Source organism: Mycobacterium zoologicum, from assembly GCF_020181635.2.
GTDB classification, from domain to species: Bacteria; Actinomycetota; Actinomycetes; order Mycobacteriales; family Mycobacteriaceae; genus Mycobacterium; species Mycobacterium zoologicum.
In genome coordinates this window covers 22,686-47,135 of the sequence record NZ_JAYJJS010000031.1, presented here as the reverse complement: position 1 = coordinate 47,135, position 24,450 = coordinate 22,686, and the positions used below count along the sequence as shown (strand labels likewise).

Sequence of the window (24,450 nt, the reverse complement as noted above, 5' to 3'; positions counted from 1 at the left end):
TTTCATCAGCCGTTGGTTCGGGGTACAGTCGCCCGCACCTTGTCGATAATGATTGTCATTAACGCGCGATGGTGGTTGTGGGACGCCTTTCTCCCGCTGCCTGACCGGGCGTGGTGACGCGAGTCGGACGGAGAGTTCTGGTGATGACGCGACGTGTGGCGATCGATGGTATGCCTGGCGACGATCAGGCATCGGTGATCGGTGTTGGGCGATGAGCGCACCGTTGTGGATGGCGTCGCCGCCGGAGGCGCATTCGGCCTTGTTGAGCAGCGGACCGGGGCCAGGTGCCTTGCTGGCCGCCGCGGGGGCGTGGACATCGCAGAGTGCCGAATATACTTCGGCGGCAGACGAACTCATCGCAATATTGGGGGCGGTGCAGGCCGGGGCATGGGAGGGTCCGAGCGCGGAGTCGTATGTGGCCGCGCATGTGCCGTATCTGGCGTGGTTGATGCAGGCCAGCGCTCACAGCGCCGCAGCGGCCGCCCAGCATGGAACCGCGGCCGCAGCCTACACCAGCGCGTTGGCCGTGATGCCGACGTTGGCCGAGTTGGCCGCCAACCACGCCAGCCACGGGGCGTTGGTGGCGACGAACTTCTTCGGGATCAACACCATCCCGATCGCGCTGAATGAGGCCGATTACGTGCGGATGTGGATCCAAGCGGCCACCACAATGGGCACCTATGAGGCAGTCGCCGGCACGGCGGTGGCGTCCATGCCGCAAACCGTACCGGCGCCGCAGATCCAGAAATCCGACAGCACCACCAGCGACGGCGGCCGCTGCGGCACCAAAATAGATCCGTGGACCGGGGAAACCGAGGACGTCTATTGCCCGTCCGACCCGCGCTTCTGGCAGGGCTGGGCATCCGAACTCAGTGAGCAAATCTCCGACGTGCTGGCAAACCCGTCGCAGCTATCGACCCTTCTTCCCATGATGGAGGCCGATTTTCTGTTCCACGTTCAGGTGCTTGTGTCGAACCTGCCCCAAATGGCCCCGCAGCTGTTGTCGGTGGGCTTAGGCCTCGCTATCGCCAACCTCGGATTGGCGGCCGGTCTCGCCGGGCTGGCCGGCCTGGCTCAACCCGCCGGGATCGCCGCCGCACCGATGCCAGAACCCGTTGCGGCTCAACCCAACCTGTGGCCGACCGCCGGGATCGCCCCAACCATGCCAGCCGCTCCGACCACCGCTGGGGCCGCGGCGCCCGCAGCTCCGGCAGCGCCAGTCACTGCCGCCGGTGCCGCACCCGTGCCGGCCGCCGGTGTTGCAGGATTCGGTTATCTGCTGGGCGGCGGAGGACCCGGTCCCGCCGTCGGCCCGAACCTCACCGACCGTAGCCGCGTCAAGGCGCCGGCCTCCGACCTCAGTGCGCAGGAGGCGACCGCCGCGGCCGCGTCGGCACGGGAGCAGGCACGCGCCCGCCGCCGTCGGCGAGCGGCGGTGAAAGATCGCGGCTACCGCGACGAGTACGCGGATCTGGACGACACCATAGACCCCGACCCGGGCCCGTCGACCAGCGATCAGCTCGCCGCGCCGACGGCGGCATCGGATCGCGGTGCCGGCGCGCTAGGGCTTGCCGACACCGCGCGCAAGGCCAACATCACACCGGCAGCGGGGTTGACCACGCTGGCCGGTGACGGGTTTGAGGGCATCCCGACCGTGCCGATGGTGCCAGGCACCTGGGGCCATGACGGCAGCCCCCGCAAAACGGAGTACGAGGAGGACGACAGCTGACCATCACCTACCGATTAGCTCACCCTCCCGCACCCGGTAATCAATTTAGCGGCAGGCCTTTTACGCCGATACTTCCGGACACTGGGAGCGCGTCGTGCGCCGTATATCGGCATCTAAAGGTCGGTGCCGGGCCTGATGGTTGTCGACGGCACTTCGGGGCTGCCGGCACCAGTGCCACGAGGTCGATCTGGAGCAGCGGAAGGCGCTAGCGCCAACACTAGCGACGGGGCGGTCGGTGGGTGTGGCGGTTTCGACGCCTTCGATGATGGCGTACAGGAGCCGAGCTTCTCAGTTGCCTCCCGCTTCGCGCGCCCTGATCCGCATGCCCGGCCGGCAGGACAGAAGGGTGGTCAACTCATCGACATTCGCGCGGCGCCGAATATCGGGAAACGAGACTCGACATGACAGATACCCGCCACTGCCCGACTTCTACGTTCTTGAGCTGCCGCGTGACGGGCGGGTCGAGGGTGCTTGCCCAGCAGTGCGCAGCCGCTTTCTAACGATTGACGTTGATACCCCACCGGGGTATGGTGTGGAGTTGTGAACGAAACCAAACAAGCCCAAGCCAATTGTTGCAAGTCCGGCGGCTGCCAGTGCGGTGATGCCTTGTGCACCCAGGGACCGGGCTGTCAGTGCGGTCACCCCGCCTGCACGTGCAACGATTGATCCACCACACCGCAGCACGACGACTGCCCTCGGCAGCCATGACCGGTGTGCGCTGAAGGCAGCCAAGCAAACCCAGCGAGTGTTGGCGGCGACGAGCTGCACGCCCAGTCCAGCAGCGTTAACGAGAGCATGGCCGGCCTGTAAGCGCCTGGTCATGCTGCCCGGCTGTGATCACCGCCGAGATGCGGCATCTGGACCCACGTCCAGTAAGTGCTGATCGATATCCCGAATCTTCGGCCCGAAAAGGTAGGCAAGCAATGACAGAAACCACCCCCGCCACTTCCACCCCCACACGTCCGGATTGGACCCGCTGGCTCTACCCTGCCGCCGCCATCACCGGCATTGCGGTCGGCATCTTCATCATCGCCGCTGGCCTGTATCTCGTTTTTGCGCAGCCGAACTGTGGTGGCGCCATGAAAGACGGCATGCCCTGCTGTGCCGAGATGAAAGAGAAAATGAATCACAAGATGGACGACATGAAAAATAAGCCCGGCATGCCGTCCCCGTCGCAGATGCCGATGCCGATGCCGCCCATGCCCACACCTGGGCGGTAAATCGTCGAAGTGCGGGTCGCGTGGCGCAGGCGGCCGAGCGGACCGGTGTCAATCCGCAGACGTTGCGGTATAACGAGCGACGCGGTCTGCTGCCGACGCCGGCTCGGTCGGAGTCGGGGTATCGCCGCTACGGGCCGGAGGCGGTGCACAATGTGCGGTTTGTCAAACGCGCCGAGGAGCTCGGTTGCACCCTCGCGGACGCCGAGGTATTGCCGCACCTGGCCGGCGGTGGACCAGAGAGCTGCCCTGCGGCCGTCGCGATGGCCGACGAGAAGATCACCGCGTTGACCGCCAAGATCAACGATCCGGCCCGCATACGCGCGACCCGCGACCGGCCCCAGGCCGACCGTGACTGCACGCTTCAGCATGCCCTGGATTCCGATCCTTAGGAACGGCCATGACCAGACCCGCCGCGCCGCGTATTCAGCTGCTGCACGTGCCCGACTGCCCGCTGCTCGACCGGGTGCGGGACCTGGTCGCACAGGCGCTAGCCGCAACGGGGACAGCGGCCTCCGTCGAGGAGCTCTGCGGTCCGTACCCCTCGCCGACCTTGCTGATCGACGGAGTCGACGTCGTCACCGGCCGACCGCCCGACCCGGGTGCAAGTTGCCGGCTGACCCTTCCGTCTGCTGAGCAGATACAGGCCGCCCTGCGCAGGAATGCACGCTGATATCGAAGGGCACCCCCATGGACACCTCCCTCGCCACCCGCTTGATCGCCGCCGTGGACGCCAGTCCGGATTGCACCGCCGGACGCCAATTGTGGCGGCCGCTGCTTCAGCTGCTCGCCGCCGGCGCCCGGTCAGCGTCGAACAACTCGCCGGGAGCGCCGGGCTTTCGGTCGATCAGGTTCGCGCCGGGCTTGCCGCGTTGACCGACACGGGTTTACCGGTGCGGCGGCAGGGTGAGACGAGGTGGGCGATGCGGCCGAGGATCGTCGGGAACACCAGAGCATCCAGGGCGCATCAGGTATACGTTCCCAACGGTACCCACCGTAGCGTCCGCACCGGAATCGAGATGTTCGAGATCTCCACCGGCCCAGTGATTTACAGTCACTCCTGCATGCGAGCGGTGTGATATCACCGCGTTAACATCACCGACGACCAAGCGCGGGCATGTGCGGGCTACCGACGGCGTCAGCGGAAATCACCGGCGTCGGCATCTTTTCTCGGCCCGAACACTCCCACGTTGGAGGCGATGACACGCCACCTGGAGTGAGCGGTTGATCTTGAGGCTGGCCGAGGAAATGACACGGGTCTGAGACAAACTCAGATGACACCACGTGAGACAACTGGCATCGCCGCAGGTCAGAGTGCCGCCATATGACACGGAGCATGAGACCATACATCAGCGAGAATTGACCGACAATGTGGATAACCGAAATAGGTTGTGCATAAATAGAATAACGCCAGGTCACGGCGTTGCACCGTTGACCATCCAGCAAAGGTAAACACGGTTCTGACGCTATCGGTAGACCGCACCGCAAGCGGGCACTATAGTTACCGCATGGGTACCCGCGAGCCTGCACCGACCGACGCCTCACGGATGGCAGCCGTAGGGGCCGCCATCCGCGAACTGCGCGAAACCGCCGGCGAATCCAAAGCCGCAGCAGCAGATGCTATGGGGCTCACGCGCCAGTACCTGCGCGGCATCGAAGACGGCGAACGCAACGTCTCGCTGGAGCGACTGTTCGACATCGCAGACCACTACGGCGTCAAGGTCGCAAGCCTGCTCGAACACGTATAAAAGCCGCTACCGTTGGCCCATGCCCGTGTCGATCGGTGAAAAGCTCGCCGCACTGCCTAACTCGGCCCTGTCAGCTGGTGGGCTCTCCACGGGCGTCCAGGCGCCGGTCAATGTCATCTGCGGCACGCTCGGCGTCGGCGGCCACCGCGGCGAAACTCAGCCGGAGTCGGCGTAGCGTCGCGTCAGGGCCAGGCCTGACCGGCAAAGAGTGCACATTGGCCGGGCGGCTTGGCTCACCTCGCGTCGAGCCGGAGGGCATCGCCTCGCACAACTCCCGCAACTGATCAGCGGTCAACTCGGCCGGGTCGACCTCGCGGAACTGGCGGGCGACCTCGCGCAGCAACCGCGCCCGCTCCCTGGTGTCCGGCTCCCGCCGCCCCTCGTCACACTCGTCGCTCATTCCTTGAATGCTAGCGCCGACCGCCAGACCGCCGTGACGGTATCGGCGGGGTCGCTCTCCGTAGCGAATCTACAAGTGGTTCAACGTGGTTCAACGCTCCGCGCCCAGCTAAGGAAGTCGTTCGGTTCCAGGCGCGGTGTCGCGTCGGTCTCCATGTGGTCCCTCACACCACCGACATTCCGGAGAAACTGCGGCGACCCACCACGCAACACGCGATGCCGGCAACTCTTGTCAGCGAGGGGGCCGCGGCTGTTCGTATGGCCGGACCAGGTTGAGATCAGTCGATAGCTGACTAGGGTCCAGGCACATCGGCAGGGTGACCTGGACCCGGCCGTTGCTCGACCCAGCCGGTACCAGGGCGATCGCCAGCCAGGTCCCGTCCGATCGCCTAACCCATGCAATCTGCCGCGCCTGCATGTGCGCCTCGATGCGCACCCCGAACGCCTTTACCCACAACGGCACCTGATCCGCCGGCCGACGACCCGAACTGGGCAGCGCATCGTGGGCGAAGACGACCACGTCTCGATCCGTTCGGAACAGGGTCGGATGGTCATCGCAACCCCGAGACTCGAACACGTGTTCTATAGTAGCTTCTCTGGGGCGAGCCGAGGTAAGGGCGGGACCGCCATATATACGTCACGTGACGTATTGACCGGTTTGGGCCAGGATGGCCCTCTGGCGTTGGGGGATGCCCCGATGTTGGTCTACCCACCGTCAGGGCGTGGATCAAGTCACGCAACTGGCCGGACCGGGCTGCCGCGTAACGGCTGGGTCCGCGCGATAGCGATAGTGACGCGCACGCCTGCGAAAATGCCAACCACTAGACCGATGATCACCCAACCGAGGTGCAGGACTGCGCTCAGATCTGGGAACCCGGTTGCAGGCTGCCCGGCCTCGCCCGCAGAAGACACCAACTCGGACACATGCGCCATGATCGCCATTGGCATTAGTGCGACCAGCACGAACGTCAGGGTGGCTGCGAGGGCTCCGCCGCCGACCGCCACCAGCGCATCGCCAATTCCGCGAAGGCCGTCGATGATCCGTTCGCCGCGTGTCGCCAACCTGTAGTCCGGGCCAGGGTCAAACTCCGCCTGGTCGTGGTGGCCGCTTCCCATCGCGTTACCTCCGCCGCCGTCATGTTCATTGCTGATGAGCTAATAAATTGTGCGCCTTCGGTACGACAAACTCGATACACATCATCAGGAGGGGTCAGTAGCGCCGTCGCGCGCCAACAGTCGTGATTTGAACGCTATTGCAGCACAACGGCTTTCGCCGATAACGCACGATATGTCAAGTAACCCTGATGTCCGATTATCGTCATGTCCAGCATTCCGGACGTCATTCGGCTACCATAGCCCCTATGGGTTGGACCTACGAGAGCGACACACCCGGCCACAACGAGTGGCACGAGGGCTACATGCGGCCGCAATTCGCCGGCGGCGAGCTCGGAAAGTCGATTGGCGGTACTGGAATCCCACCGGGTCATATTGCCGTCGAACGCCGCGACGACGACTCTTGGCTGACCTACCCGGCCGGCGCCGTCATCGGCTGGCGAATCGTGTGCGACTGCACCCTCTTTGCCTACCAGCACACCCCAGAACAGTGGGTCAGCGACCAACTGTGGACCCGGGTTCCGTCGCCAGTCCAACACGACCCGAACAACTTTCGGCTCTACGCGGCAGACGACGACGTTGAGGACATCGCCTGGGCCGACGACGTCACGGACGTTGCCTGGGCTCTGTGGCGCCGCGAGCATATCGACGAGCGCGACGCGGCCGGAGCGATAGGCGGCGCCCTCAAGGCGGTGCGAGCTGCCGAAGACCAACTGGCACAGGCGGTCCTTCGTGCCCGCCGAACTGGATTGTCGTGGGCGAAGATCGGTACCGCCGCGGGTATGTCCGCCCAGGGCGCCCACGAACGCTGGGCGCAACTGGCCAGAGCCGAAACAGAGTGATCAACGCCCGCGCCAACTACCAATCGCAGTCCGTCCTTGCCCTAGCATCAAACGATGAACCGCACGATCGCCTCGCGTGAAGCGACGACATGACCGGCAACGCCCCAGTCACAGCGTTTCGGCTGAAACTGACTCCACGACAACGCGAGTTGCTGCTGACCCACCTATGGGTCAACGCCGACAACGCCTACGACGACATCGAGGAGCACGGAGATCAGCCGGTCGACGAGGACTCCGGCCGCTGGTGGATGATCCTCGATCGACTACCCGAACAAACTTGGGGACTCCCCGCCTGGTGGCGCCGCCAGCTGGCCCGCGCATTCGACGACCTGGCCCTTGACCTCGAAGCAGGCCGCCTACCGCGCCCCCGCTCCGTCGCCGAAGAAGTCGCCCTGGTGATCGCGGTTGCAGGTGCCCAGGCGGCCATGATCGACCGCCAATACAACGAGGATGTTGAGGCCCTGCCTGCGGCCTCAGGTGACGAGGATTGGCAAACCGCGATAGATGCCCTCATAGGCAACCAGCGCGTTGACTGGGATATGGCTCCGGGCGACTCACCCGAATGGGTCGGCGAAATACCACCGCCAGCGACCTGGTTCAACCCATTCGACAATAGCGAGACCCGCCCCCCCGAAAGAGGCTTCCGTCGCTGAGGCAACACACCTACCAGAACCTACTCCAGCACTCAGAAGTGACCACACGCGCTATATAGCCTCGCCGGACTATAGCGCGTGCACTATACTAGGAGCGTGTCGGATGAAGGCGAACACCCGTGGCACATCGAGCTGAGCGAGGAGGTCGACGAATGGTTCCAGGCACTGCCCACAAAAGCCAAAGCCCAGGCCATCCGGGCCCTCGACATGTTGGCCGCCCGTGGCACCTCCTTGCGGATGCCACACAGCCGCAAACTCGACGACCAGTTGTGGGAGTTGCGCTTTCGATGCGAGCGCGTAAACCAGCGCATCACCTACACCGTGGAGCCCGAGCGCTGCGTGATCACCCTGACAACGTTCCGCAAGCAGCGCGACAACGAGCGCAAGGAAGTGGCCCGCGCACGCAATGTCTTACGCCGCAGGAAAGGCAAGGGGTGAACCGATGAGCAGTTACTCCGACCGTCGCGCGCAGGTTCTCGCCGAACTCACACCCGAGGATCGGGCCGTTTTCGACGAGGCTTACGCGACCGCCGGCCTGGCCATGGAACTGGCCGAGACCGCCTACCGCGCCCGGGAGGTCGCCGGGCTCACTCAAGCAGCCCTGGCCCGCAAGATGGGTACCACACAGTCGGCGATTGCCGCCATCGAATCCGGTGCCCGTACCCCTACCGTCGAACTGCTCGAACGACTTGCTCGCGCTTGCGGTCAGCGACTCACAATCAGCATCGACGCAGCCTAACCACCAGCTAGACCCCTGGCACCGTCACGCGATCGGGAAGCCACACCGCCGCGGCTTCTTCGATCTGCTCCGGCGTCTGCAAGTGCTTTACTACTGTCCGGACGTAGACCAGGTGAACCTGCTTGGCGAGCATCGCCGCGATGATCTCCGCAACCAGCATCGACTCCGCCGGGTACAGACGCAGTGCACTGTCGTACTCGACACCCGCCGCCAGCGGGGGCAACGGCACCAACCGCCGAATCAGGTTGCCCGCCAGCCCGGTTCGCCACGCAATCTCGTCCTCAGAGAACCACCTGACCGACACCGCAACCATCACGCCCTACCCCTTCCGCATCAGAGCCGGCCACCGGAGGCGAACAGCTGCTCGAAGAGGCCCTGCACCCGGGAATCGGTAAGCATGCCGATAACCGAGCGCACGACCTCACCCGAGGCGCCGCTGTCGCGGTGTTGCACCCGTTTGGCGGCCGTGCTGATCCGCTGCAGCAGCAGCTGGCAGGCCATCGTGGCCGCCGCCGCATAGTCGCCTGCCGCCTCAACCTCACTGGCGGTGCCCGGCGTCGCCGCCAGATCCCGCAGCTCCTGCAGCAACCCACCGGACTGCTGCTGCACCGTCTCGACGAGGCCGTGCACCAGATCGGTGTCCAGGCCGCGAGTCTCCACACCATCAACCATGGCCACCTCAAGGGTGTAATCCAGCTGGTGCAGCGCCATCAGCACGTTCTCGATGCCCTGCGCTGCGGCCCGCACTTCCCACGGCGGGATCGGCACACTCAACAACTCACCGCTGGGCGCGTACGTTGCGCTGCGCTGCTCGGCCAGCGCCTGCACAGCCCGCGTCTGCTGCTGGGCAGCCGCCACCTCACCTGCGGTATCAGCGCGCACTAGCGCGAGCTCCGCCCGCAGCTCCCCCAACGCTTGCTCGCCGGCGGCCCGCTCAGCGGTCCGCTCGGCCACCCGCTGTGCCGCCAGTTCCTGTGCCGCCCGCACCTGTTCGTGTGCCGCCGCGACCTCGGCATCGGTATCGGCCCGCAACTGTTGCAGCTGCGCGTGCAACTCCCGCAGCGCCCGCTCCCCCGCCTGACGCTCGTCCACCCGCTCGGCGGCGCGACGCTCGGCAGCCTCCTGCGCGGCCCGTGTCTGCTCGTGCGCTGCGGCCATATCCGCGGCGGCATCGGCACGGGCCTGGTCGAGTTCGGCCCGCACAGCCTCCAGGGCCGCCGCCGCCTCGCTGCGCTCGGCCGCCCGACGTGCCTCCGCCTGCGCCGCCTCGGCACGTGCCTGTTCTCGCGCCGCGGTCAGCTCCGAGGCCGCGCCCACGCGGACTTGGTCGACCTCGGCTGCCGCGTCCACGCGAGCCTGGTCGAGTTCGGCCCGCACAGCCTCCAGGGCCGCTGCCGCCTCGCCGCGTTCTGTCGCCCGTCGCGCTTCCTTGAGCGCTGACTCGGTATCGGCCGCGCGTGACCGCTCCCGCGCCGACTCGGCCGCCTTGGCGGCGTGCTGGGCTTCTTCCCGGGCGGCCTCGGCGTCGGCGATCGCGTCACGCTTGTCCTGCTGGGCTTCGCGGGTCTTCTGCTCGGCCAGGGCCCGCTCATGTTCGGCTGCGATGATCCGCATCCGTGCCGTGGGCCGCTGCGCTACAACCCTACCGACCTTTTTGAGGTGTTCGACCAGCTGCGCTTCGGTCATGGAGCCCAGTGCCAACAGGTGGGCCGGTGGCTTCTTCCCGACGTCTTTCGATGCGGCCACGGCACTTTCGGCGACACGCTTGGTCACCGACGCCCAGCCTTGTGAGTCCAGCTCCTCGATGTGTTGCTGCAAGGTGGTCACCCGTGACGCCCCTTGCTCACACTGGCTTGCCCACTGCCGGCCGCGTCCGGTTTGTCCGCGGCCGCCGGCGGCTTGCGCACCGGTACTTTCGCACCTTGTCCCACAGAAGCCTTCGCGGCCGCCGGAGCCGGCGCCCGGCGCGCAGGCAACTCGGGAAGCGCTGCGGCCTGGTTGCCCAGCACCAGCGCGTACTGGGTCAGGTACACCGCTGTGGCACGACTGAGCGTTTCGTCGCCCGCATCGGTGGCGTCACGGTGAATCCCCTGCAGCAGTTCTAGCGCCAGCTCCGGGCCCAGGCCCAGAATCGCCTCGTCGGCGTATTGGGCGGCCGGTTCGGTCCCCGCGGTCTCGACCAGCCACACCAGACGCTGCCAGCAGCGGTCGATCACCGCCGTGCGGTCTCGATCCTCCTGGCGCTCCTGATGCTGCCGATCCTCCTGCTCCAGCCTCGCATTGAGCCGGCCAGCGGAACGTCGCGCCGAATAGAGCACCGCACAGAACAACACGATTGCCGCCAGCACGATCAGCGCACCGGCGAAGCCGGGCGAGACCACGTAATCCTCAGCGGCCGGGAGCTTTAACGCCGAATACATCATCCCAGGGATGTTACCCACGGAATACGACACTTTTCGTGATCTAGAACCAGCCCGCGAACCCCGGGGACTGCGGCGGTGACCGGCTGTTACATGCCCTGCGTCAGTTCGCTGACGGTGGTTCCCAGGCCCACGGCGACCCTCACCAGCGTCACGATGGAGGCGCGGCGCATCCCGTTTTCCAGCTGGCTGATGAACGGCCGCTCCAGGCCGGCCCGCTCGGCGAGGTCCGCCTGGCGAAGGCCGGCCTTTTTGCGGTGCGCCCGGACGTTCTCACCGAGCATGGCAAGGATTCTGTCCTCGTCGAGCTCAGGGCCTGCGTCGTCCATGGTCACCAACCTTCCTGGCCAGGCAGCTTAACGCCAGATCACCGACACGACGGGCGGGGCCGGCCATGCACTCTGGTGCTCACCAGGTCACGCGGTCCCCCGCCGAATCCCCCCGGGGCGGACGTTCCGCGTCGTGCGGGAAACATCCGCAATTAGCTTCCTTGGTCCGTTGTAGGCGATTCATCCAGCGATTTCCGCGGAAATTATTCATCGACCATTGTCCGCCGAAAGGTTCGGTTGCCGCAGTGTGGCACTCTCCGAAATTTGCATGGAGGAGGGTAGGTGTCTCGCAGGGTGTGAAAGGTGCTGTCCGCCAGGGCTAACCCTTGTGATTCCATCTGCTGATGCTCGGCCGTACACGGGCGCCAGGTGCTCAGCATGTGGTTTCTCGGGACGCCGCGAATTGACCGGTAACTATTTCAAATAAGCCATTGTAAATGTTGCCTATCGTAGACATTGCGATTAAACTAAAGCGGCTCTTCGCAGTTGAAGGTGTAGGGCGGGTCGGCGCGTCGTTACCGGGGTAGGGGTCGAGGTCTTCTGAAGATGGGAGTTCTCACGCTGCCCACCAGGAAGACCTCGACGTGCACGACGCTACCGGTGGTGCGGGCTTCGCCTGCGCCGACTTGACCACTTTCTGCCGCCTCGATGAGCTTGGACTGGAGGTGACCGGGCAGCGCCTGGAAGTCGACCGGGCCGTGCTGGCCTGCCGAATCACCGACGACGACTCATGGTGTCGCCGCTGCGGTGAGCAGGGTGCTGTGCGCGACACCGTGACCCGCCGGCTTGCCCACGAGCCGTTCGGATGGCGGCCGACGAGGCTGCTGGTCACCATCCGCCGCTACCGGTGCGCCGGCTGCGCTCACGTGTGGCGCCAAGACAGTCGTAAGGCGGCCGAGCCGCGGGCCAAACTGTCACGGCGGGGGTTGCGCTGGGCCTTGGAAGCCATCGTGTGCCAGCACCTGAGCGTGGCCCGAGTCGCCGAGGGGCTCGCGGTGTCGTGGAACACCGCCAACGACGCGGTGCTGGCCGAAGGCAAGCGGGTTCTCATTGACGATCCCGGCCGGTTCGACGGCGTGAAGGTGATCGGGGTCGATGAGCACGTGTGGCGCCACACCCGCCGCGGCGACAAGTACGTCACCGTGATCATCGACTTGACCTCGGTGCGCGAAGGGACCGGCCCGGCACGGCTGCTCGACATGGTCGAAGGACGCTCCAAACAGGCCTTCAAGCAATGGCTTGCCGACCGACCCAAATCCTGGCGTGACGGCGTGGAAGTAGTTGCAATGGACGGGTTCACCGGATTCAAGACCGCCACCAGCGAAGAGCTCCCCGAAGCGGTGGCGGTGATGGATCCCTTCCATGTGGTCCGGCTGGCCGGTGACGCCCTCGATGTGTGCCGGCGCCGAGTGCAGCTGGACACCTGCGGACACCGCGGACGCAAAACCGACCCGCTCTACGCATCCCGGCGAACCCTGCACACCGGCGTCGGCCTGCTCACCGACAAACAGAAAACCCGGCTGCACGCCCTGTTCACCTCCGATGCCCATGTCGAAGTCGAAGCCACCTGGACGATCTACCAGCGCACCGTCGCTGCCTACCGCGAACCCAACCGGGCCACGGGCCGCGCGATGATGCAGGCCGTGATCGACACCCTCAGCCACGGCGTCCCCAAAGCCCTGCGCGAGCTCATCACGCTCGGGCGGACCCTGAAGAAACGCGCCGTCGACATCCTGGCCTACTTCGACCGGCCAGGAACCTCCAACGGGCCAACCGAAGCGATCAACGGCCGACTCGAACACCTGCGCGGATCAGCTCTCGGCTTTCGCAACCTCACCAACTACATCGCCCGATCCCTCCTGGAAACCGGCGGATTCAGACCCCAACTACACCCTCAATCATGAAGAGCCGCTTTACATGCTTGCCGACCAGATGCTGACTGCTGAGTGGCTGGACTTGCTACGACCACCGCCTGTCCAACGGAGTGCCGCTTGGCAAAACGGCCACGCGTCTGAGTAAAATCATCGGAATCGGCTGTGGCGCAACTCGAATCGACAGTTGGGGTCCACTCTCGCGCCTGTCCGACCTTCGAGGCGAGCTCCTTTACCGCTGTAGTGCGTCTCAGGCCAGTCGACGCTGGCTCTGATCCTGCTTACGCTTCGGGTCACCATCTGAACGGCGCCGCTGGTCAGGATGTGACCAGGTCGCAGGCCGCGGGAAAAGACGCCGCATAGACGAGGGGGGCACAAACGGTCGCCACTGGCCCAGCGGCTGTGCGAGGCGGTCGAACAGTACTGCCAGTACCGCCGGATTGGAGGCCAAACCGATGTGGGTAGCGCGCACCGCAATGTTCTCAGCCCGCGGGTTGACGGCATCACGGTCGATCGCGTCTATGCTCAGATGCCAGGGCGCAAAGCCGTCGTTGCGTGTGTACACCGACGTTGCCGGCACAGTTAATGGGGGGCGTTCGTGCTCCTGCACTGTCAATAAATTAAGTTCCGCAGCATGCCGCGCGACGAATCGCTCCCAATTCCGACGACCAAACGGTCGGTGGGCGAAACGATCATGGGCCAGCATCCGGAAAGGACTGCCTAGCGTTATAACTTGCCGAATCTTTTCTGGCCGATCACGGCCGAGCATACGCGCGTATAAACCGCCGAGACTCCACCCGATAACCGAGATGGGACTGTCCTGCAAACCGTACAACTCGTCGACACGGGCCCGCAGGCCCACCAGCTGGGTCTCGGTGATTCCGAGGTTACGACCTTGATCCCAACCGTGAATGGTGTGCCCTTGAGCACTGAGTCCCCACCGCAGATGAGCAGTCGATCCATCACCGCCCATACCGCCCGGCAGTACAAGTACGGCGTGCGGATTCGCCGGTTGATATCGCCTTGCCAAGGCCGAACGCATAGCAACATAACCGACCGCCTCAAGCGGCGAGGTCAGCTCAAGCAACTGACGTCGCAGTCGCATGTAGCCAACCGGCGGCCGCCCGAGTGACTCGAATTCAGGTGATGTCATGACTGTCCTTCCGATTGTTCTTGACCGTCCGACTCGGCCGTCGTGACAAGGCCGCGCTGTGAAGGTCATCGAAGGACTGACGAAGGCAGTCCTCGTAGTGCCACGGATCCGGCATGGCGTCGCGATCGGCAGTAAAAAACAAGCCGAGTTCATTTTGGTAGCCCACAATGATGTTCATCAAGAGCATCCCATCGCTGACGGGGCCGAACCCACACAGATGAACAAGCTTCGCGCCGCACAGGTAATGGGGGCCAGGCGGTCCCGGCATTCCGGTGACGGCGGTGCTCATTGGTAGGTTGCCCATCAAACCGCCGGGAACCGCACCGATCAATCCGCTCAGTGATGCTAGGAGAGATTCCGGGACAAGCTCGAGAAGCGCTGTTGGAGCCGTGGCGCCAACCTGGCTCAAGCCTTCCTTTGATCCGTGGGTAGACGCCCGCACGGCGGCAAGGCGCTCTATCGGGTCATCGATATTTGTGCCCAAGTCAGCAAACATAGCTGTCAACTTGTTTCCCACTGTTGAACTTTGTTCGGTGCCGAAGCGCAGATTGCTATCCGCTTCGGCACGCAGACCGACTAGAACCGCCGCCTTCATTGACTCGGTCGGCAGCTCCCCGCAATCGCTCAGGTATCTGCGTAGCGCGCCGGCCACGACCGAAGCACCCAAGTCGGTAACGGTCGCGCCATCAACGGCGTCCCGGATGACTTTGGTGTCGGCGAAGTCGAAGAAGCATGCTCCCCATGAGCGGTGTGGTCCGACGCGTCCGGTCAACCGCTCGGGTCGCCCCACGGCCGGCGCGGGCGTGCGCTTGCCGCCGCCGAGTCGCCGCCCGATCTTGCCGAGCACCATCCGGCTCAGCCCTGGGCCAGCCTTGCTGAGGGTGCGCGCTACGACAACGGGGGCCTGGATGGAGTGCAGACCCGCACGTGCGAGCGACTCGACCGGTGAAGGTGAGGAAGCGACATGACCAGGCTGTTCGGACCTTGGGGGTGTCGAGTTGGGCTGGTCAGAGTGCAGAATCCCCATGATGGCGCGGTAGGCGCCGCCATCGAGCACCGCATGATGCGCCTTCAGGACGACAGCAAAGGAATTTTCAGGACAGTGTTCGACGCCTTGCAGACCGTCAATCATGTACAGCTCCCACAACGGACGCGCCATGTCTAGCGGGCGAACGATAAGCCTAGAGACCAACTGACAAAACGCGCGCCAATCCCCAGGTGGCGGCAACGCCAGGTGACTCATGTGGTATTCGAGGTCAATGCGAGGATCTTCGGCCCAGTACGGACGATCAAGGTTTCCAGGAACCCTTGCCAGCTTTATTCGCAGCGCATCGACCAGGTGCAATCGTTCCTTGAAATGCTTGAGGAGATCATCGAAGGTGACCTCGCCTTGAGCCGTCGACCGGTCATAGATCAGTACCACTCCTCCGTTCCAGGGCGAGATACTTTCTAGATGCACGAAAGCAGAATCAACCACCGACAACTGGCTCTTCACAACCGATCTCCAATCTTATGAATTCGTCTGTGAGCTAGCGGTTCCACGAGTCCCGTAGCCTGCGACGCTGGTAAGGTCGCCCGCCGGGAGTGTCGCCAAAAGGGAGCCTGCGCGAAAACCAGTCTTTCGCGAGCGCAAACCGATGGCAGGTTCATGCCTATGCCCTATCGATATATCTTCGCAAGAGCGTCCTGGCGATTCTCGTGTTGTATATCTTCAACGCCACCGGCGCGTTCTGCAGGTCCTTCTTGAGCTTCAACAACTTCAGCGTTTCGTCCCCGTAGTCGACCATAAGTCTGCACCCGGTGATGAACGAGGACATGTTGCTGTTGAGGAAAATTAGAGGCTCGGCCATCTCTCTGGGCTCGGCCAGTCTTCCCGCCATTCCAGTCTGCTCTACGAGCGTTTGCTCTGAGCCGACGAGTTGGGCGAACTCACTTCTCATACCGGTGTCAGAGCTGGCCGGCAGCACGACGTTCACCCTTACCCCCTTTCCAGCGAAGTGCACCATCCTGTTTGCGGCATAGGCGTTTAAGCATCGCTTGGATAAGGCGTACGCGAAGGGCCCAAACCCGTCTTGCGGAGCGATTCTGCGCAGCTCTGCCGCAGTTGCATCCCACCCCTCCGCCTCCAGCAGCCGCTTGTATTCCCACCTGTACCGGTGCCAGTGGGTGCCGCCCGTCGAGGTGATAAAAGCGATCGCCCCGCCGGCGCTGATCCTCTTGTCAAGGTATTCGTCGGTGATGTATTTGTTAGCGATGAAGTTCACTGTCACGGTTGTGTGGTAGTCCGTTCTCACGCCGGAAAGTCCGGCCACGCCGAAAAACTTATCGATGCGGTCTGGCAGTCGCGAGAAGGCGGCGTCGATGGCTGCCCGGTCACTCAAGTTCACGTGGACGAACTCGGCGATCCCCGAAGTGGTGACATCGTTGGCATCGAGAGCGTAGACCTTCGCGCCAAGATCGACGAGCATCTCCGTTGCCGCCTTGCCCATGCCTGACGCTGCGCCCGTGATGACGCAGATTTGATCCGAATAGCCGAAGTAATCTTTCATTGAATCCCCAAAGACACCGTTCTGCTGTGCACTGCGCTGCGTCGGCGCTCAGGTGAACAGCATCACAGTTTTCGGCCTGCTGAACTCACGTATGGCCTCGATACCGCCCAGTCTTCCGAAACCACTGTGCTTGACTCCGCCGAACGGCAGCGCCGGCGTCGGACCGTTGGACGGCGAGCCGTTGACGTAGACCATTCCGGCCTCGAGGCCGGCTGTCATGCGGTGCACGCGTCCAACATCGTTGGTGTAGACGTAGGCGCCCAAGCCGTACTCGGTGTCGTTGGCAATTCGCAGGGCTTCTGCTTCGTCTTCAAACCGGAGTATCACTAGCACAGGTCCGAAGATCTCTTCACGGTGAAGCGGCGTCGATGGGTCTACGTCAGCGAAAAGCGTTGGCTTGATGAAGAAACCATCGCTCAACTCTCCACCCGCGCGTTCACCGCCTGTGATTAGCTTGCCCTGACGCGTCTCGACTGCATCGGAGATGATGCCGAGTATTCGTTCGGATGCCGTCGCGTTGACGACGGGTCCCATCATGGTGGTCTCGGCGAACGGGTCGCCGAGTGTGACTGACGAGGCCAAAGCTTTCGCCTTCTCGACGTAGGCGTCGTAGATCGAGGCTTGCACCAGAAGACGAGTGCCCAGTACGCAGCCCTGGCCCCCGAAGGTGAAGCCGCCTCCGATCGTGCTGGCAACCGCATCATCAAGATCGGCGTCATCGAAGATAATCGACGGAGATTTGCCGCCGAGTTCGGCCGCCACCGGTTTAGGCCCGCTCTCAGCAGCGGCGACCGTGACGAACCTAGCGGTTTTCGTCCCGCCTTCGAAGAACACCTTGTCGACGTAAGGCGAACGGACGAGCGCCTGACCTGCAGTGGACCCGGGGCCGGGGACTATGTTGACCACGCCGGGAGGGAATCCAGCTTCCAAGAACAGCTGCCCGACGCGAATTACGCCGTAGGGCGCCAGCTGAGAGGGCTTGACCACTATGGTATTGCCCGCGGCGAGCACCGGTCCCAGCACCATAGCCATGGCGATGATAGGGGCATTGAAGGGTGTCATCGCACCGATGACTCCGTACGGCTCGTCGATGGTGTAGGCGTGCACCGGACGACCCTGATCGGCGGGCCGGATCTCGCCGCCGATCCGGTCGACCCAACCCGCGTTGTATTCGAGAAAGTCGGCGGACCATCTTGCGGCCACCTCAGTTGCGTTCTTCGGCGTGCCGGAATCCACCGTGGTGAGTGTGCCGAGCAGATCGGTATCTTTGCGAATCAGTTCTGCGGCCCGCATCAGTAGATCTCGGCGTTGACTGGTCGAAATCGACTTCCATGCGGGAAGCGCGTCATGAGCGGCTTTCGCGGCCAGGTCGATCTCGTGCGGGCCTGCCAGCGGCACCCGCTTGGTCACGCGCCCGGTCGCCGCATAGGCGTGGTCGTACTCACCGCCTGATCCGTCGCTGACGATGCGGTCGCCGATCAGCGCGCCGGGTTCGGGCAAGAGATGCACGGGGGCGGACGTCATACTCATGAGATCTCCTTCGGTCGGGTTCTAATTCGTTTCGTCAGGGAGCGTTTCCGGCTGGCTGCGACCACGAGGTCGCGGGCAGGAACGACGCCTTGAGAATCGTGGGATTCGAGGAGTGTCCGAGTGTTTTTAAGCTCCGCAATCCGATCCTCGATATGCGGCATAAGGGCGTCAAAAGGTTTCAGCTGCAGCATCATCGCCTCGGCACAGTGATGCCGGCCTTCTGGCGGTCCCAGGTTGTTTCCGTCACTCCCTCACTACGAAGAACGTGCTTGAGTACCTTGCCCGTCGGGGTTAGCGGCAAATGGTCGCGGAACTCGATGAAACGAGGTAAAGCGAAGCGCGGCACGCGCTCAACGATCCAGCGAAAGAACTCTTCTGGGCTCAGGCTCTCGGCATCAACGCGCAGCACAACAGTCGCCTTGACGTCGTCCTCGCTCAGTTCGGAGGCTACCGCGTGCACAGCAACTTCAGAGATCGCTGGATGACCAGCGAGGGCCTCCTCCACTGCTTGGCTGGAAATATTCTCCCCGCCATGGCGCATATAGTCCTGTTTGCGGTCCACAAAATAAAGCCAGCCGTCAGGGTCGAACCTTCCGAGATCTCCTGTGTGCAACCACAGATTGCGCATAACTTTGAGCGTGGCGTCGGGCCGCCGCCAATATCCCTGAAACATCACATGGGGACGGGTAGGGCGACAGACGATCTCGCCGACTTCTCCTGGCGGAACGTCCCGATCCTCATCATCGAAAATGCGGACTTCGAAGTCATCGTTCGGACGGCCAGCGCTAGCCGCCGGGGCCTGTTCGCCGGGCGGGGGACAGGTGATGAATGTCGCTTCCGACTGCGCGTAGACCTGGCCGGCGACCAACTGAACTCCAAAGCGTTTGCGGACCGTTTTCGCCATCTCCTCAGTCGGGGGATTAATTCCCATAACCCGTAATTGCCCGTAACACCGTTTCATTTCCAAGGAGTCCGGCGCCGTGGCGATCAGTGGCACCATCGCCCCGATGAGGCCGGCTTCCGTGGCGCCGGTGCGCTCGACCTCAGACCAGAAGTTCGACACCGAGAACCGCTCCAGCAGAGCGGCGCGGGCGCCCAATTGAGCAGTCGCAAGCACCACAGTGGCAGTGGCCATGAGGTGAAACAGGGGCATCGGCGACCACACCACGGAGTCTGCGGTGCGTTTGAACATGATGTTGGACCGGCGCGCAACATTGCAATAGTAATTGTGACTTGACATGCAACCCTTGGCAGGCCCGGTGGTGCCTGATGTGTAGATCAGTACCGCTAGCTCGTCAGAACGCACCGAGACCGGCGCGAAATCCGCGCTTTCTAAACGGATCTCGTCCAAATTGACGATCCGGAAGGGTAAGCCTGCGCCGTCCGACTTCTCACCTCGGCACACCAAGGTCTGGAGCTGTGCGATCCCATCGGCGATCCCGAGAACCCTCTCAGCGTAGTCAGCCTCCGCCACCACAACACTTGCCAGTGAGTCGTCAAGCTGGTGGCGCAGGAATTCACCCCGGTTAGCGGTGTTGACCGGTACCGATATCGCGCCTAAAAAGTTGATTGCAAACCAGAGAGTTACAGCGTCGATGTGGTTGTCCAGAACTGTGGCAACGGTATCGCCCCGCCGCACCCCCAACTCTGCGAGCCCAGCAGCGTACGCGAGAGCCCTTTGGTACACCTGCTGATAAGTCCACAGATCTCCCGAAAAGTCGAGATAGATTCTATCAGGCCACTTTTCAGCGGCGCGATGGATGACATCGTTGATGGTGTCCGTATGGCCTGCGCCGAGCCAGCTGTGGAAGGGCTCGTCCAACTGATTGCTGCTCCGATCATGCTCAAGCATGGTCAGTCCGTGCTCGGTAGATACGGCGAAAGCTGTCGGGACACGCTGAATCGGACTTCTCTGGCCGAGTGGTGCATAGCCGCTTCCTCTTCTCGACGAATCTCTCGTTTGTGACCTGCCTCACGGCACCCTACCAAGACGATCGATACGCGATCTACTAAATATATAACTTTTTAGGCTCTTCGCAGTTGAAGGTGTAGGGCGGGTCGGCGCGTCGTTACCGGGGTAGGGGTCGAGGTCTTCTGAAGATGGGAGTTCTCACGCTGCCCACCAGGAAGACCTCGACGTGCACGACGCTACCGGTGGTGCGGGCTTCGCCTGCGCCGACTTGACCACTTTCTGCCGCCTCGATGAGCTTGGACTGGAGGTGACCGGGCAGCGCCTGGAAGTCGACCGGGCCGTGCTGGCCTGCCGAATCACCGACGACGACTCATGGTGTCGCCGCTGCGGTGAGCAGGGTGCTGTGCGCGACACCGTGACCCGCCGGCTTGCCCACGAGCCGTTCGGATGGCGGCCGACGAGGCTGCTGGTCACCATCCGCCGCTACCGGTGCGCCGGCTGCGCTCACGTGTGGCGCCAAGACAGTCGTAAGGCGGCCGAGCCGCGGGCCAAACTGTCACGGCGGGGGTTGCGCTGGGCCTTGGAAGCCATCGTGTGCCAGCACCTGAGCGTGGCCCGAGTCGCCGAGGGGCTCGCGGTGTCGTGGAACACCGCCAACGACGCGGTGCTGGCCGAAGGCAAGCGGGTTCTCATTGACGATCCCGGCCGGTTCGACGGCGTGAAGGTGATCGGGGTCGATGAGCACGTGTGGCGCCACACCCGCCGCGGCGACAAGTACGTCACCGTGATCATCGACTTGACCTCGGTGCGCGAAGGGACCGGCCCGGCACGGCTGCTCGACATGGTCGAAGGACGCTCCAAACAGGCCTTCAAGCAATGGCTTGCCGACCGACCCAAATCCTGGCGTGACGGCGTGGAAGTAGTTGCAATGGACGGGTTCACCGGATTCAAGACCGCCACCAGCGAAGAGCTCCCCGAAGCGGTGGCGGTGATGGATCCCTTCCATGTGGTCCGGCTGGCCGGTGACGCCCTCGATGTGTGCCGGCGCCGAGTGCAGCTGGACACCTGCGGACACCGCGGACGCAAAACCGACCCGCTCTACGCATCCCGGCGAACCCTGCACACCGGCGTCGGCCTGCTCACCGACAAACAGAAAACCCGGCTGCACGCCCTGTTCACCTCCGATGCCCATGTCGAAGTCGAAGCCACCTGGACGATCTACCAGCGCACCGTCGCTGCCTACCGCGAACCCAACCGGGCCACGGGCCGCGCGATGATGCAGGCCGTGATCGACACCCTCAGCCACGGCGTCCCCAAAGCCCTGCGCGAGCTCATCACGCTCGGGCGGACCCTGAAGAAACGCGCCGTCGACATCCTGGCCTACTTCGACCGGCCAGGAACCTCCAACGGGCCAACCGAAGCGATCAACGGCCGACTCGAACACCTGCGCGGATCAGCTCTCGGCTTTCGCAACCTCACCAACTACATCGCCCGATCCCTCCTGGAAACCGGCGGATTCAGACCCCAACTACACCCTCAATCATGAAGAGCCACTAAAGCCAACGCAGAAACACCCCGAACAGTTCGAAAAGGGAGAACCCACAATGGCAACCAACTACCGCTACAACGCCCTCACGGTGACCGACGTGCTGGCCGCACTCCCAGGGCTGCTCGGCTACGTGCCGAACGACCAACTCATCGCGGTCACCATGCACCGGCCCAAGAGGCGCGGCGAGCTGATCCGCAACGCCCTGGCCGTCGAGCTGGCCACACCGCAGGCCGACATCATCGCCACCGTGGCCCGCAGTGCCGACATCAACATCACCAACACCAGCGGCGCCTACCTGATCGCCGTCTGCGACCTCGCCAAGCGGCCCCAGGCCCACATGGCACTCGACGCCGCGCTGTACAGCATCGTCAACGCCGACGTACCGGTCTACCGGCGCATCCTGGCCACCACGGTCGCCACCGCCGGTGGCACGTGGTTCGACATCGACACCGGCGCAGTCGGCACCACCGTGGACTACCAGGACTCCCCCATGACCGCCTTCGCCATCATGGGCGGCCGCGTGATCGCCCCCACCCGCGACCAGGCCACCGCCAAATGAGTTTCCCCCGGCGGGAGGCGAGTCCCACCCCCCGCCGGGATGTTCTTCCCACCACCGAAAGGAACACCCCAATGATCACCGTCTACACCAAGCCCGCCTGCGTCCAGTGCAACGCCACCTACAAGGCACTCGACAACCAAGGCATCGCCTACGAGATGGTCGACATCACCCAGGACTCCCATGCCCGCGACTACGTGATGGGACTGGGCTACCTGCAGGCACCCGTCGTCGTGGCCGGCCCCAACGAGCACTGGTCGGGATTCCGGCCCGACCGCATTAAATCCCTGTCCAACCACGCAGCCTGACAAGGAGGCCCAGGCATGACCTACTCAGCCACCATCACCGACCCGCACGACCCCGAGGCCATGCCGATGTGGGAATCACTCGATCGCGCCGACTTCGCCGACGCACTGCAAGCCGCACAGGCCTACATCCACGCAACACAGCCATGCGACCGGATCGTCGAGGACCGCCACGGCAGCTACGCAATCCACACCGGCACGCCACCTTTCACGCGAGTCGCCACACTCACCATCGCGCCGACAGACGACACGGCGCAATCACAGGAAGACGTGTAGACCGATGACCATCGCACACGCCCAGCCGATCGCAATGCCGACCCGCACCCCAGCGCCCGACCGGGACTGGAGATCCGATGCCCTGTGCACCCAGGTCGACCCCGACCTGTTCTTTCCCAAAAAGGGAGACGCCGGCCAGGCCAAGCAAGCCAGAGCCGTCTGCGCCCGCTGCCCGGTACGCGAACAATGCCTGACCGCCGCACTCGAGGCAGACGAACGATTCGGCATCTTCGGAGGACTGTCGGTACGTCAGCGCGACGCCCTCAAACGCGACCAGGCCGCCGGGCCCGACCGCGCAACCCGGCCCGACCGCCGCCGCCACCGGGCGCCCTGCGGAACCGAGGCCGGCGCTAAACGTCATTGGCGCGACGGCGAGACCATCTGCACCCCCTGCCGCAAGGCCGCCAACCTACGACACAACGAACGCGAAGAAGCCCGCCGGGCCCGCCAGCAGGCCGCAGCACCCGCCAGCCCACGCGCCGCCCACGCCTAAATCCTCAACCGGCCAGCCGCAGCGCAACCACGCGCCAACGGCCGAACACCACCGCGGCACATCGGCGCAACCACGTGACCCCCGCCAACGCTGGCGGATGCTTCCCAACCGGTGATTCCCCGCCCCAGACGCCCGTCCCGACATCGGGACGATAGTGACTGCCCGGCCGAGCACGAACGGGCCGTACACGCCCGTCCAGGCCCCCGCTGGGCACGCTCGATGGTTCGTTGGGACTCCCACCTACGGGCAATGCCCACCTGGCGGCAGATAACGGCCTAGCTGGCGCCCGCCGACTCACCCGAATCGTTGTGCCCACTCGTCGAGGACACCGGTGATGTGGGCACGTCCGCAGCGCCGACCGAACCGTCGTCAGACCGTGAAGCCTCGGCCTCGGCGGCCTCGGCCCCCAGTCGCACAAATTCGCGCACCCGCCCCTGGGAGATACCGGTCTGTATTGCGATCGCAGAAACCGTCTCCCCGCGAAGACGCATCGCGTGCAAGGCCTTGCCCGCAGCAACCCGCTGCCGATCACGCCGCTGCTCCGCCTCCTGCTTCGCCTTCTCGATCTTGGTAGCCAACCAATCGTCGACCTCATCGAGCTGGGCCGACCGAACCATGAACTCAGTCAGATCACCCAGATTCGCCCGCTCCCGCGCCTCACGAGCGGCCGCAGCCTCCTGCTGCCGCTCCAACAGACGCGCCCGCGCCAACTTGCGGCTCGTGGTCTTCTCCATGCCGGAGATCCTACCCGCACATACGACACATCCCACCAGGCCAAAACCCGCAAACCGACGCCACCACAAACCCCGCCGGCCGGCACCAACCGCCGGCCCACCCATCACTGCCTTACGTCCTTTGCCGAACCCACCACACTCTGATCATCACCTCACCCCGTCCACCCCTCCATCCCCTATCACCACACAACCACCCCACCTACCCCTCGTACTCCTCCACCAGCACTCCCACTTTCAAGCCCCCCTTCGCACCACACACCTCATGCACTAAGGTAACAATTCGATAACGGTCGATTTTCGAGGGGCGCAATTTGGGCTTTGCCAGACGTACCG

28 protein-coding genes and 1 pseudogene are annotated in these 24,450 nt (G+C 64.0%); 16 read left to right on the top strand and 13 right to left on the bottom strand.

The window, feature by feature from the left end; translation table 11 throughout:
- Positions 1–211: 211 nt before the first annotated feature.
- The 4 genes from K6T84_RS20135 to K6T84_RS20120 all read left to right on the top strand — a co-directional run bounded on the left by K6T84_RS20135 (position 212) and on the right by K6T84_RS20120 (position 3,619).
- Complete coding sequence (locus K6T84_RS20135; protein WP_329786755.1) at positions 212–1,729, top strand: PPE family protein; 1,518 nt, start codon at positions 212–214, stop codon at positions 1,727–1,729.
- Between the two features lie 923 nt (positions 1,730–2,652).
- A complete protein-coding gene (locus tag K6T84_RS20130; protein ID WP_329786754.1) occupies positions 2,653–2,949 on the top strand; it encodes a hypothetical protein in 297 nt (98 codons plus the stop codon).
- Between the two features lie 20 nt (positions 2,950–2,969).
- Entirely contained in the window at positions 2,970–3,338 is a 369-nt protein-coding gene (locus tag K6T84_RS20125; RefSeq protein ID WP_329786753.1) for a MerR family DNA-binding transcriptional regulator, read from the top strand.
- Positions 3,339–3,346: 8 nt separating this feature from the next.
- Entirely contained in the window at positions 3,347–3,619 is a 273-nt protein-coding gene (locus K6T84_RS20120) for an alkylmercury lyase (RefSeq protein ID WP_329786752.1), read from the top strand.
- Positions 3,620–3,793: 174 nt separating this feature from the next.
- Here the strand turns inward: K6T84_RS20120 and K6T84_RS20115 are convergent, their stop codons facing one another.
- A complete protein-coding gene (locus K6T84_RS20115; RefSeq protein ID WP_408066150.1) occupies positions 3,794–3,895 on the bottom strand; it encodes a hypothetical protein in 102 nt (33 codons plus the stop codon).
- A gap of 28 nt (positions 3,896–3,923) precedes the next feature.
- Between K6T84_RS20115 and K6T84_RS20110 the strand changes: the two are divergent.
- Positions 3,924–4,163 (top strand): annotated as a pseudogene (locus K6T84_RS20110) (membrane dipeptidase); the annotation flags it as partial.
- A 291-nt stretch (positions 4,164–4,454) separates the two neighbouring features.
- Entirely contained in the window at positions 4,455–4,694 is a 240-nt protein-coding gene (locus K6T84_RS20105; protein ID WP_329786751.1) for a helix-turn-helix domain-containing protein, read from the top strand.
- A gap of 70 nt (positions 4,695–4,764) precedes the next feature.
- On the opposite strand, the gene K6T84_RS20100 is transcribed toward K6T84_RS20105, so the two are convergent.
- Together K6T84_RS20100 and K6T84_RS20095 are read right to left on the bottom strand one after the other, a co-directional pair.
- Entirely contained in the window at positions 4,765–5,094 is a 330-nt protein-coding gene (locus tag K6T84_RS20100) for a hypothetical protein (protein ID WP_329786750.1), read from the bottom strand.
- A gap of 731 nt (positions 5,095–5,825) precedes the next feature.
- Positions 5,826–6,209, bottom strand: coding sequence for a hypothetical protein (locus K6T84_RS20095; RefSeq protein ID WP_329786749.1), 384 nt, complete (start codon positions 6,207–6,209; stop codon positions 5,826–5,828).
- Positions 6,210–6,454: 245 nt separating this feature from the next.
- Between K6T84_RS20095 and K6T84_RS20090 the strand changes: the two genes are divergently transcribed.
- From K6T84_RS20090 to relB (K6T84_RS20075), 4 genes are all read left to right on the top strand, one after another.
- Positions 6,455–7,048, top strand: a complete 594-nt coding sequence (locus tag K6T84_RS20090) for a hypothetical protein (RefSeq protein WP_329786748.1) — start codon at positions 6,455–6,457, stop codon at positions 7,046–7,048.
- 89 nt (positions 7,049–7,137) lie between these two features.
- A complete protein-coding gene (locus tag K6T84_RS20085) occupies positions 7,138–7,701 on the top strand; it encodes a hypothetical protein (RefSeq protein WP_329786747.1) in 564 nt (187 codons plus the stop codon).
- A gap of 96 nt (positions 7,702–7,797) precedes the next feature.
- The gene (locus K6T84_RS20080) at positions 7,798–8,139 is read left to right on the top strand and encodes a type II toxin-antitoxin system RelE/ParE family toxin (RefSeq protein ID WP_329786746.1); all 342 of its coding nucleotides are present in this window, start codon (positions 7,798–7,800) and stop codon (positions 8,137–8,139) included.
- 4 nt (positions 8,140–8,143) lie between these two features.
- Positions 8,144–8,440: a type II toxin-antitoxin system RelB family anti-toxin gene (gene relB, locus K6T84_RS20075; protein ID WP_329786745.1), complete on the top strand. Its 297-nt coding sequence runs from the start codon at positions 8,144–8,146 to the stop codon at positions 8,438–8,440.
- Between the two features lie 7 nt (positions 8,441–8,447).
- On the opposite strand, the gene K6T84_RS20070 is transcribed toward relB (K6T84_RS20075), so the two are convergent.
- From K6T84_RS20070 to relB (K6T84_RS20055), 4 genes are all read right to left on the bottom strand, one after another.
- Positions 8,448–8,756: a hypothetical protein gene (locus K6T84_RS20070; protein ID WP_329786744.1), complete on the bottom strand. Its 309-nt coding sequence runs from the start codon at positions 8,754–8,756 to the stop codon at positions 8,448–8,450.
- Between the two features lie 17 nt (positions 8,757–8,773).
- Complete coding sequence (locus K6T84_RS20065; protein ID WP_329786743.1) at positions 8,774–10,267, bottom strand: coiled-coil domain-containing protein; 1,494 nt, start codon at positions 10,265–10,267, stop codon at positions 8,774–8,776.
- Positions 10,264–10,863, bottom strand: coding sequence for a hypothetical protein (locus K6T84_RS20060; protein WP_329786742.1), 600 nt, complete (start codon positions 10,861–10,863; stop codon positions 10,264–10,266). The genes K6T84_RS20065 and K6T84_RS20060 overlap by 4 nt, the downstream gene beginning before the upstream one ends.
- Before the next feature lie 86 nt (positions 10,864–10,949).
- A complete protein-coding gene (relB, locus tag K6T84_RS20055; protein ID WP_329786741.1) occupies positions 10,950–11,189 on the bottom strand; it encodes a type II toxin-antitoxin system RelB family anti-toxin in 240 nt (79 codons plus the stop codon).
- A 584-nt stretch (positions 11,190–11,773) separates the two neighbouring features.
- Here relB (K6T84_RS20055) and K6T84_RS20050 point away from each other — a divergent pair.
- A complete protein-coding gene (locus K6T84_RS20050; protein ID WP_276760990.1) occupies positions 11,774–13,093 on the top strand; it encodes an ISL3 family transposase in 1,320 nt (439 codons plus the stop codon).
- A gap of 217 nt (positions 13,094–13,310) precedes the next feature.
- Here K6T84_RS20050 and K6T84_RS20045 read toward each other — a convergent pair whose 3' ends face one another.
- The 5 genes from K6T84_RS20045 to K6T84_RS20025 all read right to left on the bottom strand — a co-directional run bounded on the left by K6T84_RS20045 (position 13,311) and on the right by K6T84_RS20025 (position 20,144).
- Positions 13,311–14,213, bottom strand: a complete 903-nt coding sequence (locus K6T84_RS20045) for an esterase/lipase family protein (RefSeq protein ID WP_329786740.1) — start codon at positions 14,211–14,213, stop codon at positions 13,311–13,313.
- Positions 14,200–15,708, bottom strand: a complete 1,509-nt coding sequence (locus tag K6T84_RS20040) for a wax ester/triacylglycerol synthase family O-acyltransferase (protein ID WP_329786739.1) — start codon at positions 15,706–15,708, stop codon at positions 14,200–14,202. The genes K6T84_RS20045 and K6T84_RS20040 overlap by 14 nt, the downstream gene beginning before the upstream one ends.
- A 157-nt stretch (positions 15,709–15,865) precedes the next feature.
- On the bottom strand, positions 15,866–16,762 hold the full coding sequence (locus K6T84_RS20035; RefSeq protein ID WP_329786738.1) for an SDR family oxidoreductase: 897 nt from the start codon (positions 16,760–16,762) through the stop codon (positions 15,866–15,868).
- Positions 16,763–16,810: 48 nt separating this feature from the next.
- Positions 16,811–18,292, bottom strand: a complete 1,482-nt coding sequence (locus tag K6T84_RS20030; RefSeq protein WP_329786737.1) for an aldehyde dehydrogenase family protein — start codon at positions 18,290–18,292, stop codon at positions 16,811–16,813.
- Positions 18,293–18,482: 190 nt separating this feature from the next.
- Positions 18,483–20,144, bottom strand: coding sequence for an AMP-binding protein (locus K6T84_RS20025; protein ID WP_329786736.1), 1,662 nt, complete (start codon positions 20,142–20,144; stop codon positions 18,483–18,485).
- Positions 20,145–20,430: 286 nt separating this feature from the next.
- Here K6T84_RS20025 and K6T84_RS20020 point away from each other — a divergent pair, with 286 nt between their 5' ends.
- The 5 genes from K6T84_RS20020 (at position 20,431) to K6T84_RS20000 (ending at position 23,383) form a co-directional block, all read left to right on the top strand.
- Entirely contained in the window at positions 20,431–21,750 is a 1,320-nt protein-coding gene (locus K6T84_RS20020) for an ISL3 family transposase (protein WP_276760990.1), read from the top strand.
- 58 nt (positions 21,751–21,808) lie between these two features.
- Positions 21,809–22,312, top strand: coding sequence for a DUF4192 family protein (locus tag K6T84_RS20015; protein WP_329786735.1), 504 nt, complete (start codon positions 21,809–21,811; stop codon positions 22,310–22,312).
- A 71-nt stretch (positions 22,313–22,383) separates the two neighbouring features.
- Positions 22,384–22,617, top strand: coding sequence for a redoxin NrdH (locus tag K6T84_RS20010; protein ID WP_329786734.1), 234 nt, complete (start codon positions 22,384–22,386; stop codon positions 22,615–22,617).
- Positions 22,618–22,632: 15 nt separating this feature from the next.
- The gene (locus K6T84_RS20005; RefSeq protein ID WP_329786733.1) at positions 22,633–22,890 is read left to right on the top strand and encodes a hypothetical protein; all 258 of its coding nucleotides are present in this window, start codon (positions 22,633–22,635) and stop codon (positions 22,888–22,890) included.
- Between the two features lie 4 nt (positions 22,891–22,894).
- Positions 22,895–23,383: a WhiB family transcriptional regulator gene (locus K6T84_RS20000; RefSeq protein WP_329786732.1), complete on the top strand. Its 489-nt coding sequence runs from the start codon at positions 22,895–22,897 to the stop codon at positions 23,381–23,383.
- A 275-nt stretch (positions 23,384–23,658) separates the two neighbouring features.
- Here K6T84_RS20000 and K6T84_RS19995 read toward each other — a convergent pair whose 3' ends face one another.
- Positions 23,659–24,117 carry a hypothetical protein gene (locus tag K6T84_RS19995; RefSeq protein WP_329786731.1) on the bottom strand — a complete coding sequence of 153 codons (459 nt, stop codon included), beginning with the start codon at positions 24,115–24,117 and terminating at the stop codon, positions 23,659–23,661.
- Positions 24,118–24,450 lie beyond the last annotated feature (333 nt).